The following is a 17,478-nucleotide window of genomic DNA, read 5'->3' as shown; positions in this document are numbered from 1 at the left end:
CGTTGTTCCAGATCACGTCCGCCAGATTCGACATCCGGCTCACGATCTGCGCCGCCACCCCGCCCGCCGCTCCGAACAACCCACACCACCCTAACGTCACGAAGCCCCAGTGCAACGGTGCCGCAAACAGCTCATCCACAAACCAGAACGCATGGCCCCACTCGTTGAGTCCCACGTTCGGCAGAATGAACATCGGCCCCACCACCGCCGCCACCAACGGAAACGACGTCGCCTGGCTGTACAGCGGTAACCGCGTCTGCGCATACAGGTAGCTCGACACGCCGCACGTAATGTACAACGGGAACGTCCCGTAGAACGCCACAATGTGGCTCGCCGTAAAGCTCGTGTCCCGGATGATCACTTGGTGCCACGCCGCATCCTGCTCCAACGTGTAGCTCCCCGCGTAGTACACGCCCCAGATGTAGCACACCAACCACCCCATCCAGTAAAAGTACCGCTTCAGCTCCAACTTCGGGTCCAGGTTCGCCAGGTTCCGATCCCGCGTCACCCAGATCCACCCGATCGAGGTGGCAAAGAACAGGGCATTGGCCACAATGTTAAACCGCCACAGCCCCATCCACACCGACTCAAACTCCGGGGTCATCGAATCCAACCCGTGCGAATACCCGAAGGTCCGCTGATACACCACCCAAAACACCCCGATCGCCAACATCGCAAACCAGCCGATCTTCACCGGCTTCGAATCGTACCACTGCGACACATCATATCCCCGCTCGCTTGATGCTGCCATGACAGAACCTCCTTGTTGGATCATTTCAAATCCGTAGGCCGATACTTTTTCGATGGCATACCGATTGTTGAAGGCAGCGATCCGATGTATCACGATCACCACCAGCTCAGGTCTCCTTCACAAGGGTGGTGCCACCACATACCTCCTTTCGCAGAATCCACCATCGGCCTATCGTATTCTTAGCAAGACTCCACCGCTTGTACCATGAGGCACATGCCTAAAGTCGTGAGGGAAAATCCCTTGGAAAGAATGCAGGAAGAAATTAAGAACAACAGACTGCTACTCAGATGAGGGCGTGAGACCGTGGGCGAGTGCGTATTTTGTTAGTTCGGCAGTGGTATGGAGGCCAAGCTGCTCCATCAGCTTGGCCTTGTGATACTCAACCGTCTTAGGAGAGAGCCCGAGTGTTGACGCGATTTCCTTGAGCGTCAACCCCTCAGCTACAAGCTGTAAGATCTCTCGCTGGCGTATCGGCAAGCGATCCTGGCCGCCACCCCCCGACGCCGTGTCGGCGATGGCGGCTTGGACCAGATCCTTGGCAATCAACGACGTAATATAATAATTGTCGTTCTTCACCGCATCAATGGCCTGTAAGAGCTCGGATCCTGCCGACCGTTTCAGCAAGTAGGCTGAGGCGCCAGCCTTGAAGGCTTGAGTGACATAGTCCTGATCCGCATGAACCGTCACAAAAATCAATCGTGGTTGGGGAATCATCTTTCGCAACCGACGGGCTGCATCAAGACCATTCAGTTTGGGCATTGAAATATCCAAAACGACAATGTCCGGCTGCAAGCGTTTCGCCGCATCAAGCAATGCACGACCATCCTCTACGGAACCTACGACCTGACAATGCTCTTCCAGCAGCTTTCTGAACCCTTCCAGCACCAACGCGTGATCATCCGCTAAGAGTACGCGAGGCTTGCTCATACACGCTCCTGTTTCAGGGGCACCCAGGCACAGATCCGTGTGCCTGCCCCCGGTGTCGAGTCTATCGTGAAAGACCCGACAACTAAGGAGACTCGTTCCTTCATACTCAACAACCCGAGACTTCCTCGCCGACCATCATCAGGATTCACATCAAATCCTACTCCATCATCGTGTATCATAAGGCGCAGCCCATCCCGCACCCGGATCAGCTCTACTCGCACGGTTTTTGCCTTCGCATGACGAGCAATATTTGCCAACCCTTCCTGAGTGACACGATACAGGCACGTGACAACATCCTGCGCCAGATGCTGCGGGATGTCTTTGCTGATGAAACGGGCATCAAGACCGGTACGGGCCTGAAAATCATCAATGAGGCGTCGGAGCGCAATGGACAAGCCCAGATCATCGAGGATGGAGGGATGAAACTGATAGGCGAGGCGGCGTACACTTTCGGATAGTTCGACAATACGATTCTGAATGCTACGAACCGTACGGACCGTCCCGACGGCTGCAGTTGAGAGCTGCCGTTCCAGCATTTCAATGTCGATCGACAAGAGCGCCAGTCGTTGATTGATATCGTCGTGCAGATCGCGCGAGATCCGTCGTCGTTCCTCTTCTTGAAGGCGAAGGAGTTGGGATGCAAGAAGACGAAGATCTCGTCGGTTGGCCTCCAGAGACTGTTCCGTATCAATTCGCTTCGAGACTTCACTGACGAGCGCGTTGTTGACGGCCATGAGCTCTTCGCTACGTGCATGCAAGCGTGCGGCCCACCCTTCATCGAGCCGCTGAAGCTCTTCTTCACGCTCCCGACGTTGCAGGAAATACCAAATCGGCAGTCCGATCAGTGCCATGCCAAAAACTCGAGTGCTGACGGCTTTCCACACGGATTCATCAGAGTCACGAGGTGAGAAAGCGGTGACCGTCTCAGGTGCTAACGACGCAAGGGTTTCCAACTCAAAGGGCGTCGATAGTTGATGAGGAACGAGAGACAGAAAATACCGTGCACCTTCAGCAGGGAAATGGAGGAGCAGTGCAGCAATGCCGGCGGCAAGAATTCCCGCTCGAACTCGGGATACAGACATAGACCACCCCTCCTCTCCAAATTATCCTCCTTGGGAGGTCGATCAATCAAGACACCGATGCAACTTCTCAGTGCATACCAGAGTGCCGACAGGAACAACTCTCGAACTGTGCCTTCGTATGATCGCCTAATCATACCCTCTTTCTGTATGATCCAGCTTCGTCTTCGCCTGTCTATTTGATTGCACAAATACCCTCATATCTATCGTCACAGGGGCGACAAGTACACCGTTAGAACGAGCGAGCACGCTCATGATTCCACGCCAACAAGACCGTTTTCGAATGTGGCAAGGCCTTAGCTGAAAACAATACACGCCCTGACTACAACTACCAGCTTATACAATGAGTGTCAGTCAGACAACGAGCGGCTAATTCAGCGACATCAGACTCCCGGTCGATCGGGCAAGATTGATGCGGGCGGCGTTGAGTTGAAAGATGGCATTCACGAGGTTTTCTCTCGCACGGGCGACAGCAGAGAGTCCATTGGTCAGTTCAAAGTGGCTCGCGGAAGTGATGACGACATAGCGCTCCCGAGCCAAATCGAGCTCTTTTGTCGCCATCTGGAGACCGGCTTGGGCGATCCCTACCTGTTCTTTGGCTGCAGTCAATGACGCCAGTGCATCCTGGACTTCCATGGTGACGTGGTTGAGCACCGACTTCATCCGGAGGGCTTCCTGTTGCCACTGACTTCGCGCCTGCGCAATGCGGCCCTCACGTTGTGCGCCATCAAAGATGGGAATCTGAAGAATCAACGCCATGCTATACGTATCGAGGGTATTGTTCCAGCGGTTGCCGACGAGCCCATAATCGCCCTGTGCCACTAGTGATGGCACCCGTTCCCCAGTCATAGCAGCATAGGTTAATTCGGATGCTCTCACGCGGGTGTACTGCGCACCAACCTCTGGACGTTGACCAAGCGCGTCTTCAATAGCTTGCTGCGACAATGGAACCTCTGGCACAGTTGAGGGCCACTCGTCGGTCAGTGCCACAACACTATTCGCCGGTAACGCCAGCAGATTGATCAGGCTCAGTTTGGCGTGATCGAGCTCATATCGTGCCGAGGAGTTCTGCTGCCGCTCCGCCGCCAGTTGTGCTTCCAATCGTGCAATCTCGAGCCCTGTGGCCAGCCCCCCGCGCTGCCGCTGCCTCACAGTCTCAAGTAACTCTTGCATGATCTGCTGGTTCGACTCATGTGCCTTGATCGTAGCCATGGCTTTTAAGCCCTCCATGTACGCCAAGGCCACGGTGGCCATCGTATCGAGCTTTTTGGCTTCCGACTCCTGCTCCGTGACATGGAGCGACTCGCGCGATGCCCGCCATCGTTGAATCAAGCTGAGACTGAACAGGTTTTGCGTCGCGCTGACCCGAGCATCGAAAATGCTGAAGGGATCCGTGCGCACAGGAGAGAGGCCGATGGTGCCAAGAAATTGCGTCCGTCTGTTCTGCCGAACATCGGCGGACAGATTAGGCAGCATGGCTCCCAACTGTGTCTGCACCTGGCCTTTCGCTTCTTGAACCCGTTCCTTGTACAGCAACACATCGGGATTGTTGTCAGCCGCAGCCGTCAACGCGCCACGTAACGTTAAGGATAACATTGGCACAGACGTCGAAGGACTACGGTTCCCCTCATCAGCAGCCCACGCCGCACTCATCGTGGCCACAAGCGTGAGGAGGAGCATACCAACCACTCCACACCGATCACGGAGACACAGCTTCTCTTGTGCTCCCCGCTCACCCTTCACCGTTCACCTCTCACGTTTCACTTCTCCCCTCTACGCCTCATGGCATACATCCCTTCCTAGCGCTCCCTCAGACTTTCTTTTACCGATTTGAGTAATGGGCTCAGCAGGTACTCGATGATCCGGCGCTGCCCGGTCTTGATCTCGACCGTCACCGCCATCCCCGGAGAAAGATTCACCTGCTTGCCTTCGACGTGGATCGTGGATCGCTCCATACTGACTCTGGTGGGATAGACGAGCCCGACCTTTTCAATGGAAGCGGCATCGTCGGAAACCGTCAGCACATGGCCAGGAATAGTCCCATATAAGGTGAACGGAAACGTTTCGACTTTGATCTCGACCGGCTGCCCTTCTTTCACAAACCCGACGTCCTTATTTTCCACCTGAGCCTCAATCTCCACGGGATGCTCACGTGGCACGATAATGAGCAGCTGCTGAGCCGGTGTCACGACGCCGCCGACCGTATGGACGGCGAGCTGCTGTATCACCCCGTCGATCGGGGACATCAGTCGCTGCAACCCGGCCTTTTGACCAGCCTTTGTCACTTCCTGTGCGAGCGAGGCCGTCTTGGTTTCCAGAACGGACAGTTCGGCCTGCTTGTTCTGTTGGAATTCCGACACCATGGCTCGATAGTGTTGTGCAGCCTCTGCGAGCGCGGCCCGATCTTGGACCAACTTCTTTTTCTGTGCGGCCAACTCCTGCGCCTTGTCGATCCGTTGCCCCTCGGCCTGGAGAAAATCCATTTTGGTGACGGCCTCATGGTCCAACAACTTCTTGTAGGCCTCAGCCCGCTCGACCTCCATCGGCACCGTGGCTTCCAAACGGAGAATATTCTCATGGGTTTGCTCGACCGCCGCCCGGCGCTGATCCACGAGGTGCTGTGCCGCGGCCACCTTGGCCTGATACTCCGCCAACTGATCACGTAACAACTGTTGCTGCAGCAAGACATAGGTGTGGTCGGCATCGGCAGGAGCGTCGAAGACGGCCTGCCCCTTTATCAGGGCCCGCAACCGGGCCGCTTCTACTTTCGCTGCACGCTGTTCGTGTGAGGCACGATCCTGATCGGCACGATTGAGCGTGGCATCCAACTCGATCAGTAGATCGCCTTGCTTCACCACTTGCCCATCCTGCACATGAATGGCGGCAATCACGCCGGTTTCATAGGGTTGGATGATCTTGGAATAGCCGCTGGGAATGATCTTGCCCTGCGCGGTCGCGACAATGTCGATCCAGCCGAATGAGGCCCACAACACAGCCGCTGTGAAGGCCGACACAATCGTCCAGATGAGCGCGCGCCCGATCGGCGAGGGAGGAGCGTGCTGGAGTTCCAAGACCGCCGGAAGGAATTCCGAAGCCCGTCCACTCGGGGCGACGATGCCGGAGGGCTGGCGTGATTCAGCCTGCCAAGCCGCCTTCCACACCGTCCACTGTCGTGAGAGCGTACCGAACACCATGCCACCTCAGCGTTGCGGTTCAGGTTTCAAGTTACGGGTTACGAGAAACAGCCCATCGCTTCACTCCTTACTTTTCATCTCGATTGGTCCCTCGCCGCTTTGATACTTATGCAACCGCGCGTACAATCCACCGAGGCCGAGCAGTTGGTCATGCGACCCCTGCTCGACAATCTCGCCCCGTTCGACGACATAGATGCGATGGGCCGGCCGCACCGTGCTCAGCCGATGGGCGATCACCACGACCGTCCGTCCCTTGGCAATCTCCGCCATGTTCCGCTGAATCACCGCTTCAGACTCATAGTCGAGGGCACTGGTGGCCTCATCGAAAATCAGAATACGGGGGTTCGCGACCAAAGCCCTGGCGATGGCAATCCGCTGGCGCTGCCCGCCCGACAAGGTACACCCATGCTCGCCGAGCACCGTGTCGTAGCCGTCCGATAATTCCAGGATAAACTCATGGGCGCCAGCCAACTTCGCCGCTTGAATCACTTGCTCCATCGACAGGCCGGGATCGGTCAGCGCGATATTGCTCCGCACTGAACCGTTGAACAGGAAGTTCTCTTGCAGCACCACACCTACTTGTCTTCGCAACCAGGCGGGGTCAACCTGAGCAAGATCGACGCCGTCGACGAGGATCCGTCCTCGCTCCGGCACATAGAGCCGCTGCAGTAGCTTCGCGATCGTGCTTTTCCCGGACCCTGAGCGCCCGACGATCCCGATCATCCGGCCAGGCTCAATGACACAGGACAGTTTGCGAACGACCTCCGGCCCATCATGTCGATACCGAAATGTGACCTCGTCAAATTGCACCTGCCCTGTGACCTGCGGCAGCGTCGTCCTGTTCGGGTTGTACGACGGCTCCGGCGGCGTGTTGAGTACATCACCCAGACGCTCGATTGAAATACCGACCTGCTGAAACTCCTGCCAGAGATTCACCAGACGGAGGAGCGGTCCCGTCACCTGGGCCGACAGCATGGTGAAGGCAATCAATTGCCCGATGCTGAGGTCGCCGCCGATCACACGATAGGCTCCCAGCCATAGCACAGCCACTGTGGTAACTTTCTGCACGCACGTGGCAGACTGCCCAGCGATCGTCATCAAGCTCGTCGCACGGAAACTCGCTTGCACATAGCCCGCCAGCTGCTCCTCCCATTTCCGCATCAGCGGCGGCTCCACCGCCAGGGCCTTCACGGTCTGAATCCCGCTGACCGCTTCCACCAAGAAGGCCTGGTTCTCAGCGCCGCGGTTGAACTTCTCATGCAACCGAGCACGAATCGCCGGGGTAATCGCCACGGACAACAACGCATAGATCGGCAACGACGCCATCACCACAAGGGTGAGTGTCGGACTGTAGAACCACATCACGGTCAGAAAAACGACGGTAAAGAAGACGTCGAGCACCACAGTGACCGAATGGCTGGTCAAGAATTGACGGATTTGCTCTAACTCCCTGACCCGTGCCACCGTATCGCCGATGCGCCTCGCTTCAAAATAGGAAAGAGGAAGCGCCAAGACATGGCGAAAGAGTTGTGCGCCCAGGCTGACATCAATCCGATTTGTCGTATGGGCAAACAGATAGGAACGAAGCCCGCCCAAGAGTGCCTCAAAGATCGCCAGCACGATCATCCCGATGGCCAACACATGGAGCGTGGTAAACCCCTTATGCACCAGCACCTTATCGATGATCACTTGGGTAAAGAGCGGCGTCACGAGGGCAAAGAGCTGGAGAAAGAATGAGGCGATCAGGACTTCGCCGAAAAGTTTTCGGTACTTGACGATCGCAGGGATGAACCAGGTGAAATCGAACTTCAGGTCTTGGAGACGGATATTGGCCCGCTTCGTGAAGAGCAACAATTCGCCGGTCCAGATTCCTTCGAACTGTTCTCGAGCGAACACCAGGGGGCGCCCTTCGACGGGATCTTGGACCAGCACCTTCTCCCCTTCGAGTTTAGCTAAGACGAGGTAGCGCCCATCCGCTCGCTTGGCCAAAGCCGGTAACGGTGTCCCGGGTAGTCTGTTCCATGTGGTCTTGACCAGCCCGGCTTTCATGCCCAGATGTTTGGCAGCACGGAGCAGATCCGTATCGGAGAGCACCTGTCCGGACTGCGCAAACTGATGCCGAAGCTGGGCGCCATCAGCGGGGAGGTCATGAAATCGCGCAAGAATAAGGAGGCAGATCAGTCCGGTATCGGTCTCGACTGGAAAACTGGCAGAACGTCCGATATCCGGTGGATAGGAGGGAACCCGCGCGGCATTGGCTGACATCCCGCCATCTTAGGATAGCGCCGCCTGATGGCCAAACGTTTTCGAGGATTGGGACAGATGTACAGTAGGTGATTTAGCTGAGCCATATTTTCTTGCAGTTCAAAAAGCACTCAGATGGAGCACACGACACAAGCGCGACTCATGTTTACTTTCATACTAAGACTTAGGCCCACATCGGCGATGGATTATGCATTCACTGAGACGCGCAACGGTCAAACGTTGCTGATATCTTTTAAGACTTCCGTACCATTTGTTTCCGCTTACAGACGTTTGAGAAACTCAAGCAGGTCAAGCCGCTCCTCATGGCTAAGCCCGCGACCGATTACACCCTGCCCCCTCGGCCCGTTCCTGAATTCGTGACCAGTATTGTGATTGCCGTCGATGGATGTATCGAGTTGGAACATCCCGGTCGAGCACTCAGTGTGATACCCCATCTGTTCAGGATCATACTCCCGGTTACCTAAACAAAAGGTCTTGGGGCGCTCTTCGACAGGCGAGAGGAGCGAGTAGATGGTCGGCACCGAACCATTATGGAGGAATGGTGGAGTCGCCCAAATGCCGTTGAGCGGACGGGCTTTATAGATTTCTTTGGCTTGGAGCAGATTCGGACGATGACCATTGAACCGATCACGATCGGATGGTGAAAGCTTGTGCTCGTCGTACCACACGTTGACCGATCGCTCGACCACAGCTGCGAGTGCCGCTCCAAACGTATTCGTGACCACGGTTCCGCCAGCATCGGAAGTTCCGTCAAGGCCAAGGTACGGTGGCAGCGTGACCTTGCGCGTATGCAAAACTGCTGCTTGTGCTGGATCGGTCCCAATGATTCTCACGGGAATTTCAACTAATTTGAGATATTGTTCTCCCACCGCGTTCGGAGCTTGCCAGCGGTGGTCCTCCCAAAATGCAGGTTCGTTCACCGGCGCAAGGTGACAGCCCTGGCACAGATCTTTGTAGAGGACGCGACCACGTTCCGTGCGTCCTGAATCGATCGCCCCCAAAATATCCTCTGGCCAAGCTGGGGAGCGGAGTCCGTTGAAACCAGGCTGGCTGGAATGGGGAGGTGCCCCGGCCAGCAATTGCTCGACCTCATACAATTCTCGAACGGCAACCGAAGATTTGTATAGGGTCCCATTCGGATTGACGAGATTGATCATGGCTGTAACACCGAGTGCTTCGCCCGCGTTGCGGAACATCGGCTGCATGATGGAAGCATCGTATTGGACCCACGTAAACCAATGGGTGTTCCAAATATGGGGGAAATTCACCGGTGCACTATGGACGGCCAAGTTTGGCGTGGCATCAAAGCCCTGTGCCTTTGCGTTGAGTAAATCGCTGAAGAACACTTGATTCCCGATTCGATTCAACGCATCGAGACGGGCGAATCCTTCCTCGACACCCTGATGTTCAGCTGCGTCTGTCAATTTCTTAAATTGTTGTAATCGAGATAGCAATTGCTTGAGCTGAGCTTCCAGCTCCGCTTTTTTCTCCGCTGTATGATTCTCACCCAGAACCCGTCGGGCGAATCTCTCAAATCGACCAGGCACATAGTTAGTGTATGCCAATGCGAGCCCGAGCGTGGTGCGAAATTTTCCCAGATCGGTTACGGCCGGCGCTCCGTCGATCCGAATATTGGTTCCTCTGTATTCCATCTGCCCCGTATGACAAGCAGCACAGGTGAACCCGATTTGGTCGGGCAACATCTCGCCGGTGGCCGGATTAGGATAGCTAGGCGTCTTGCTGAATCCCACCGGCAAGCCGTCGGGGTTGCCGTAAAAGTCCGAGCGAGTGTACGGGTGTGCAGTTGCTACACCGGCATGCGTGGGACTTGGAATAAAGCCGAAACGCCGGAGGTAGTCCGAGTTTGACAACAGGCCGGGTGTTCCAAACAATGATAACTCAGGTTGCTCTATGGCAAGAAACCACGCATATGGTAATGGCAATGTAGAGGTTCCTTGGGAAACATGATGGAACCAGAATCGCTCTTCGGGAGACCAGTTCTGCTCAAGCCAGCGGACTTCCTTGATCAGAGGGGCTTTGGGGACATCCGGAGGAAACAACGCGGCGATCCCGGAACAACCACTTATTGACGACGCTACAAACGAGATGAGCACTGCAGCAAGGTTTTTCATATTTGCACCTCTGTTCCGCGACCCGCTTCTCATTATTTCCCCCACCAACTCGTGAGGGCATTGATCTGCAGGGGAAAAGTGAATCGCCTCACCTCACCTCCCATACTCTGATGTTCGACTCTCCTGAGGTTATAAAGCACTTGTTGTGCCAGATACGATAGAGACACAAACGCCTGGTATTCCAAGGACATTTTAGTTATTCTCAAGTCCGGTATTGTTTACTTATGAATCCAAAATTATTCAAACTCGTATCCTTTTAGATACGTATCATCAGCCCAATGAGGTAGGTGATGTCGTTAGCCGACACCTCAAAAAACGGGCACGGAGAGCAGCAGGAACTAGCCACACTTCTGTGTGGGCTCACATCAGTTTGGCCATGATCCTGTCCGACCTTGATCCACTGCAGTAAGTAAGGGTCGGATACATTTGTATCGCAGCCATCTTAGGATAGCGCCGCCTGACGGCCAAATATTTTCGAGGATCGAGGTAGATGCACAGTAGGTGACTTATCGGAGCAATGCCTTCTTGCAGTCGTAACAGTATTCAGATCAAACACACGCACAAGAACGGCCCATTCTGTATTCATACTGGGTCATGAGTCTACATAATAGGTGATGGGGGGTGTCGTCCGCTAGGACACACACGGGTCAGCACACAGATAATCGACAAAGACTCCGATCCTTTTAATCATGAGTCCTCTCTCGCCGGGAGCCAGGCCGTTTACCCACGACCAACTCGCTGAGCACATGGCAGAAACCCTGCCCCGTCATCCTTCGTCTTCAGATTTGTATCCCACATACACGGAGATGGGATACGAGAAGTGAATGGCTTGGCCCTCCAGATGGGCTCCCACTCCCAAGGCATCGACGCCGAGGTCGTTTCGAAAGATCTCCCGGATGGTCTCCGCATCGCCAGGATTCGGACATGAAGCCGTGAGTTGTTGCTCCAGTTCCATCTCGACGGTGTAGCCGCTCTGATGAAGGTTCTGCAATCCGGAGCTTGCCAGCAGCGCGTCCCAGGCCTCATGCGACAAGGCCTGTGCATGGGAGGGATCACGGAGCTTCTCGACACGATTGTAGGCCTCGACCTTGTCGGCGGGTAACCCAACGTCGGCGATCAACACCACGCCGCCGGGTTGGCACACACGAATCATTTCCGCCAACACCGCCCGAGGATCGAGGAAGTGATGGAAACTGTATCGGGTCAGGACGACAGAAAACGCATTGGAGGCATAGGGTAGGGAGAGACGGTGCCGAGATCCCAGGAGAGATTCGTCAGCCCCATGTCTCGTTGTCGGCTGTGTGCCTGGTCGAGCATGTGCGCCGTCACATCAATTCCTGTTACGAACTTCGCGACCTTGGCACATTCACAGGCGACCAGCCCGGGGCCACAGGCCACATCCAGCACATGATCTTCGCCTGTCATCTGGCTCAGCGCTATCAGGCTCTGGATCGCGGTCAGATGTCCGGGGAGGCGTGCGAACGGGACGGCCTGCTGCGTGAACTGCTTCACGACCTCTGCCTGGTGCTGTTGATCACGGTGTGCGGTCATTGGGGTCTCCAGTTGCGGGCGACATTGGTTGAGTGCATGCGAATAAATTACGATCGGATACCTTTGGATGAGCATCTGGTGGGTCGTTCCGCAACCCTGCTGCAAATACGATGAGTCCCACGCGCAGGCACGAGAAGCTGCGGTCTATATGACTGGAGCAGTTGAGATAAGCGACCACTCTTACCTTTCTCTGAGAAGCAAGCAGACGGTTCTCCAGCGGGTTGAAATATCCGACACCCTGACTTGAAACACTTCCCAATACACACGACCCTCGCACCCACTGAGGTGGGCCGGTTCGTTCTCTCTACGACTGACCACCTGTTAGGGTCCGCGCTCCTTACTCTCTCTCCTCCTCCGTTTCCATGTACTGCTTCAGAATTGCGGCAGCTTTGGCCCGTACCGCTGGATCATCATCCTCCATCGCGTCATAAACCGGATCAATCGGTGCCTTGCTGTCTTTTTTCTCCCAGTAGTCCAACGCGCGATACCGGTCGCGGGCATCCGAAGAGCCAAGATCCTTGGCAACGGTGTCAGGGATATTGAGCCGGTCGTCGTCGTCCCGCGATATCGCCGTCGGTGACGGGGTTACGCCAGTTGAGCCGACCACCTTCGTCGGTGCTGGATCGGCCTGTGCTGATTTCCCGGCTGGCGGCGGAACCGTCACGGTGTGGCCTTCCGGCTTGCCATTTCCCGCGCGCAGCTCCACGCTGGCCGGTTTATCGGAAGCCGGCGAGCCGCACCCACCCGTTCCGGCCAGCAACAGGCAACCGACCACCAGCCACTGCACACTCCAGCCTTCTTTCGCCGCCGTCCATCTCACCATATGCATTCTTTCCTTTTTCGAACCAGCCCATGAGCAACCCCATCCGTTCCGGACTCATGATGTGGTCCATTATACAGCCGTCACGCAGTCTCGCAGATATCCCCACAGCTCCTGTCCCACGTCCCGCCCGGGCCCTTCCAGGCATTACAATCAGAGGTCGTACAATTCGCAACCCATTGCTGCACTCAGCCATTGTAGGCGATCGGAACCGGCAGGATGCCCTATCCACCCATACCCACATTGCCGATCACCGTATCGTCCTGCACGGCCGACCCTGACCCGGCAAGCAACACGCGCCCAGCCACTATGGTATCGCTCGGATCGCCGTCGCCGGCTTTGACTTCCCCGCCGTCAATTCAAACTGGGTATTGACCCAGATTTCACCCACCGCCGGTATTGTCGGATTGAATAATTTGTTTTCCGGAGTTGTGAGATCGACTGTCCCAACCCCAAGCACGGCAGACAGATCCGGGACATTCGTCCTCTTCCCTTTCACATCGTACACAATCACCGGAACTGCCGGAAAGGCCGGTTGCCACGAGGGCTTGGTGTAATCCTTCCAATTCGTCTGGCCCGTGATAACGAAGAAGGTATGCAAGAGGCGAGCCGCCAAATCGCTGAAGGTTGGGATCGTAATGCCGTTGACCAGCGTAATCATTCTGCCGAGATCTAACCCTAAGCCCCCGTTGACCTTCGTGACGGGATCATCCACAAGATAGGAGTATCTCGGAGAGATGCAAACTGAATCCTTTTTGATCCGTACCTTTTCAGATTCACCATGAATCGAAAAGGATCCAGGGATAAGCGACAGAACCTGTCCTAAGTTGAAACACTCACATGAGATCAGAGCTACTCAGAGGGAGAGCGAGGAAGACGGAGACTACATGACACGGCAACACAGACTCATCCGCCCTCCCCGGCGGACCAAGGTCGACACCCACTGCGCCGTTCCTTATAGAAGGCTTCGGCATGTACTTATACCTGCAGATATCCGCCCCGTTGAATCCATCTCGTTTGCTGCATCGACACAACATGCTGACCCGCGACCTGAGTCACTGCCGAGTCGAAGTGACGGAGGCAGATACATTTATCTGATCGTAGTCTGAACACCAACAAGACCTCTAGAAGCACGGTCTTGGAATAGGCATGGACGAGTGATCATGGAAAATAGCAAGGGATCACGTCTTGACCTCTCTGTCTACTCCAATCCCTCATTCTTGTTCTCCCCCTCACTCTTCTGGCCTCACCATTCATCTTTTCCGGTCTACTGCCAACTCGCTGCCAGAATGGCTTGCACGTCCTGCGGCCGTTGATCGATCGCCTGATCCCAGGTGAGGCCGCTCTGCTGTGTGAATGAGGCCATGGCTTGAATCAGCTGATCCACCTGCGAACTGAGCAAAAGCGTACCGTTCCCGGCCTGCACCGTCTCAATGCGACTATTGGGACTGAGATACCAGTCTCTAATAGTGACCTGATCGGCTGAACCATGCACGGCCAGCCGCAGATCGTTGGCCTGGCGACTGATGATCAGATCGAGCGGATTGATCGTCTCCCCAAACACCGTTCTGTCTTGACTACTCCGGAATGGATCGGAATCAATGATGGTGTCTTGACCATCGCCCCGTGAGAAATAGTAGAGATCGTTTCCGGAATTGCCGATCAAGGTGTCGTTCCCGGCCCCTCCGGTGAATTGATCCGCTCCGCTACCGCCGGTGATGATGTCATTCCCTGTCCCACCAAACAATTGGTCGTTGCCCGCCCCGCCGTCAAGCGTATCAGTGCCATCTTCACCCTTGAGTACATCGTTGCCGCTGCGGCCCAAGAGCGTGTCGGCGCCGGCCCCGGCTGTGATCGTGTCATCACCGGACAGGCCGTCCAAGGTGTTGTTGCCGCTGTTGCCGACCAAGACGTTATTCGCCGAACTGCCGGTCCCATTGATCGAGGCCGTACCCATGAGTGTGAGGTTTTCAACGTTGGCACCAAGGGTAACGCTCACGGTACTCTGCACAGTATCAGTCCCTTCATTCGCCAGCTCGGCGACCACATCGGTGGTCGCATCGACGAGATACGTATCATTGCCGCTACCACCCATAAGGGTATCGATTCCCGCCCCGCCATTCAGCGTATCGTTCCCAGCCCCACCAATCAGGGTATTGCCGGCACTATTGCCGATGAGCACGTTGTCGAGTTGGTTGCCGATACCGGCGATGGCGAAGATGCCGGTTAACGTCAGGTTCTCGACATTGGCGCCGAGCGTGTAAGTACGCCCAGTCTGTACCATATCGGTGCCTTCGTTGAGATTCTCTGTCACGACATCACTCGCCGCATCGATCACATAGGTGTCGTTCCCCGTCCCACCGCGAAGGAAATCGGCTCCGGCACCCCCATCGAGAAAATCGTTTCCCTCCCCGCCGCTCAGGGTATCGTTTCCCGCTAGCCCAACGAGCTGATCGTTACCGACTCCACCTGTCAGCACATCGCTGCCTGCTGTTCCGGTGAGCATTTGATCCAGGCTGTTGACTCTCAGATCAAAGAGATCGAATGCACTGAGCGTCCCCGTATCGGTCGCCGTGACTTTGATCGTCAACACCCCCGTATCACCGCTGCCCGGCGTACCGCTGAAGGTTCTGGTGGTCCCATTGAAGCTCAACCAGGTCGGCAAGGGCGTGCCGTTCGCCAAGGTCACACGGTACGTGAGCGCATCACCGACATCGACATCGGCAAAGGCGTTGCCCGGCACAAGGAAGCTGAAGGCTGTGCCTTGTGTGGCCTGTTGATCGGCGATCAGATTGGCCACGGTCGGTGCATCGTTCACGTTCCGGACGGTGAGGGTGAAAGCGCCTGTGGCGTTCAGCCCGCCGACATCGGTCGTCGTAACGGCCAGATCGAGTGTGCCAACCTCGCTGTTCGTTGGGGTGCCGCTGAATGTTCGAGTGGCTGAATCAAATGTCAGCCACGTCGGCAATGCCGTTCCATCTGTCAGCGCAGCGCTATAGGTCAACGTATCCCCTGCATCCACATCGGCAAAAATGTTGGCCGGCACTTGAATACTGAGCCGCGCATCCTCCAGCGTCGTTTGATTGATCAGCGGATTCACGATCGTCGGCGCATCGTTCACGTTCTGTACCGTCAGGGTGAAGAGACTCGTCGCACTCAGTCCTCCCGCATCCGTCGCCATGACTTTGAGATCGAGACTTCCCACTTGCGCATCGTCCGGGGTCCCCGTGAACGTGCGTGTCGTCGAATGAAAGCTGAGCCAAGCCGGCAACGCTGTCCCATCTACCAATGTCGCACTGTACGTCAACACATCCTGTGCATCAGGATCGACAAAGGTGTCGGCGGGAATCTGAATGCTCAACAGCGTATCCTCTAAGACCGTTCGATCATCCATAGGGTGAGCGACTGTCGGCGGATGATTAACCGGCGTGCCGAAGAGATCGGCAAGATTGGTCGTCGTCCCATCAGCAAAGACCACGGTCTCGACCACCAATGAGCCTGATGCCTCGGTTGGATCAAAATCGGTCAGCACCAGCTTGTTAGTCCCGTTGCTGCCGACTTGAATGGTCAGAGTCCTCGCCGATTCATTACGCATGAAGAGAAGATCATGCTGAGTAATCCCTGCCCCGAGCTGAATCCGGTTGCGTTCATCACCCGTCGCGGTATCCTCGATCGTATCGATGCCGTCGCCGAGGTTAAACACATAGGTGTCATCCCCCGAGCCACCAAGCAGGGTATCGTTGTCTACCCCACCCTCGAGCACATCATCGCCGTCAAAACTCTCCAGCCAATCGTTCCCCGCCAACCCCTGGATGGTATTAGCGCGAACATTCCCACGCAGAATGTCACGCACCTCCGTACCGGTCAGATTCGTCAGTTGATTAGTGATGGCGGCCGTATCCCAGGTCGTCCCATCAACAAACTGGACTTGTTCTACCCGATAGGCATCGACGTTCCAGGTCGTGGAAAATAACCGGAACCGGACGGAAACCGCGGCAAAGTGCGACTGCACTGTCAGCTGATCTGTCGTACCCGCGATGTGGAGCACCAGATTGTCTCCGATACGGTCAGCAACCACCTCACCGGGCGACACCCCATCTGCCATCCGCAGCACATCCACTGACTGCTCGGAGGTAAAGTCAAAATCGAGGATCGTGTCGTGCCCGGCTCCGCGCCCAAACGTATAGAGATTCGCGTGATGGTCGCCCATCATCGTCCCGCCGAAGAAATCCGCACCCCAGACCGTTCCATCGGCAAACTCGAATCGCTCGACCTGAGAAGGTGCGAGATAGAAGGGGCTACCGCTCGAGACCAGTCTCTTCTCCGGCAAGTAAATATTCGGCGAAAACAGGTAGTCCCCCTGGGTGAACGCCACCGTATAGAATGATGACATCGCGAGTGTGTCCCCGGTTCCATCGATACGGAGCAGTAAATCGTTTCCGCTACGCTCCCAGCGGATGTCCTGAGGCGACACATCGGCAAGAAACTGCACAACATTGTTGCTGTGCAAATGAACGTTCTCGCTGTTGGAACCGTACTCATTCACTGTGGTACTGTCTGCGATGGTATCCTTCCCATATCCGACTCCGAAGATGTAGCGGGTCCCGCTCAATAGGTCATCTCCAGCCTTCCCATCGACTGTCTCACCGAACAAGAAATTGTTCAGCGAATTACCGGTTGCGACTGAGGCCGCACCGAAGGCACGCAAGTTCTCCACATGATCGGGCAGCGTGTAGCTGACAAGCGATCGGACACTGTC

Annotated in this window: 10 protein-coding genes and 1 pseudogene; all 11 read right to left on the bottom strand. The window is 55.9% G+C overall.

The features are described from left to right. Window positions 1-775 (bottom strand): bacterial ammonia monooxygenase, subunit AmoC (gene amoC / locus ACYX34_RS14620; RefSeq protein WP_462077307.1); only part of this gene is annotated, 775 nt, incomplete at its 3' end. 255 nt (window positions 776-1,030) lie between these two features. After that, window positions 1,031-1,678: a response regulator gene (locus ACYX34_RS14615; protein WP_462077306.1), complete on the bottom strand. Its 648-nt coding sequence runs from the start codon at window positions 1,676-1,678 to the stop codon at window positions 1,031-1,033. Continuing rightward, entirely contained in the window at window positions 1,675-2,760 is a 1,086-nt protein-coding gene (locus ACYX34_RS14610; RefSeq protein WP_462077305.1) for a sensor histidine kinase, read from the bottom strand. Before ACYX34_RS14610 ends, ACYX34_RS14615 begins: the two co-directional genes overlap by 4 nt. Before the next feature lie 366 nt (window positions 2,761-3,126). After that, window positions 3,127-4,437, bottom strand: coding sequence for a TolC family protein (locus ACYX34_RS14605; protein ID WP_462077304.1), 1,311 nt, complete (start codon window positions 4,435-4,437; stop codon window positions 3,127-3,129). Window positions 4,438-4,556: 119 nt separating this feature from the next. Beyond that, entirely contained in the window at window positions 4,557-5,951 is a 1,395-nt protein-coding gene (locus tag ACYX34_RS14600) for an HlyD family type I secretion periplasmic adaptor subunit (protein WP_462077303.1), read from the bottom strand. 60 nt (window positions 5,952-6,011) lie between these two features. Beyond that, window positions 6,012-8,216, bottom strand: coding sequence for a type I secretion system permease/ATPase (locus ACYX34_RS14595; RefSeq protein WP_462077302.1), 2,205 nt, complete (start codon window positions 8,214-8,216; stop codon window positions 6,012-6,014). Between the two features lie 260 nt (window positions 8,217-8,476). Next, window positions 8,477-10,348, bottom strand: a complete 1,872-nt coding sequence (locus ACYX34_RS14590) for a di-heme-cytochrome C peroxidase (protein ID WP_462077301.1) — start codon at window positions 10,346-10,348, stop codon at window positions 8,477-8,479. A gap of 766 nt (window positions 10,349-11,114) precedes the next feature. Further along, window positions 11,115-11,714: pseudogene (locus ACYX34_RS14585) on the bottom strand (class I SAM-dependent methyltransferase); the annotation flags it as partial. 522 nt (window positions 11,715-12,236) lie between these two features. Beyond that, entirely contained in the window at window positions 12,237-12,722 is a 486-nt protein-coding gene (locus ACYX34_RS14580) for a hypothetical protein (protein WP_462077300.1), read from the bottom strand. A gap of 304 nt (window positions 12,723-13,026) precedes the next feature. Then, window positions 13,027-13,434 (bottom strand): hypothetical protein, encoded by a 408-nt coding sequence (locus tag ACYX34_RS14575; protein WP_462077299.1) that lies wholly within the window; start codon window positions 13,432-13,434, stop codon window positions 13,027-13,029. 552 nt (window positions 13,435-13,986) lie between these two features. Continuing rightward, window positions 13,987-17,478, bottom strand: a 3,492-nt coding sequence (locus ACYX34_RS14570) for a putative Ig domain-containing protein (RefSeq protein ID WP_462077298.1), incomplete at its 5' end; no start/stop codon positions are given.

The sequence above is a fragment of the Nitrospira sp. CMX1 genome, from assembly GCF_054902215.1.
The sequence above is the reverse complement of the archived record's forward strand: the minus strand, read 5'-3'. Positions and strand labels throughout refer to the sequence as shown.

Coding starts and splice junctions, on each gene's coding strand:
- ACYX34_RS14595 (WP_462077302.1), bottom strand. CDS start 8,216: ATGTCAGCCAATGCCGCGCGGGTTCCCTCCTATCCACCGGATATCGGA.
- ACYX34_RS14605 (WP_462077304.1), bottom strand. CDS start 4,437: ATGCTCCTCCTCACGCTTGTGGCCACGATGAGTGCGGCGTGGGCTGCT.
- ACYX34_RS14615 (WP_462077306.1), bottom strand. CDS start 1,678: ATGAGCAAGCCTCGCGTACTCTTAGCGGATGATCACGCGTTGGTGCTG.
- ACYX34_RS14590 (WP_462077301.1), bottom strand. CDS start 10,348: ATGAAAAACCTTGCTGCAGTGCTCATCTCGTTTGTAGCGTCGTCAATA.
- ACYX34_RS14600 (WP_462077303.1), bottom strand. CDS start 5,951: ATGGTGTTCGGTACGCTCTCACGACAGTGGACGGTGTGGAAGGCGGCT.
- ACYX34_RS14610 (WP_462077305.1), bottom strand. CDS start 2,760: ATGTCTGTATCCCGAGTTCGAGCGGGAATTCTTGCCGCCGGCATTGCT.
- ACYX34_RS14580 (WP_462077300.1), bottom strand. CDS start 12,722: ATGGTGAGATGGACGGCGGCGAAAGAAGGCTGGAGTGTGCAGTGGCTG.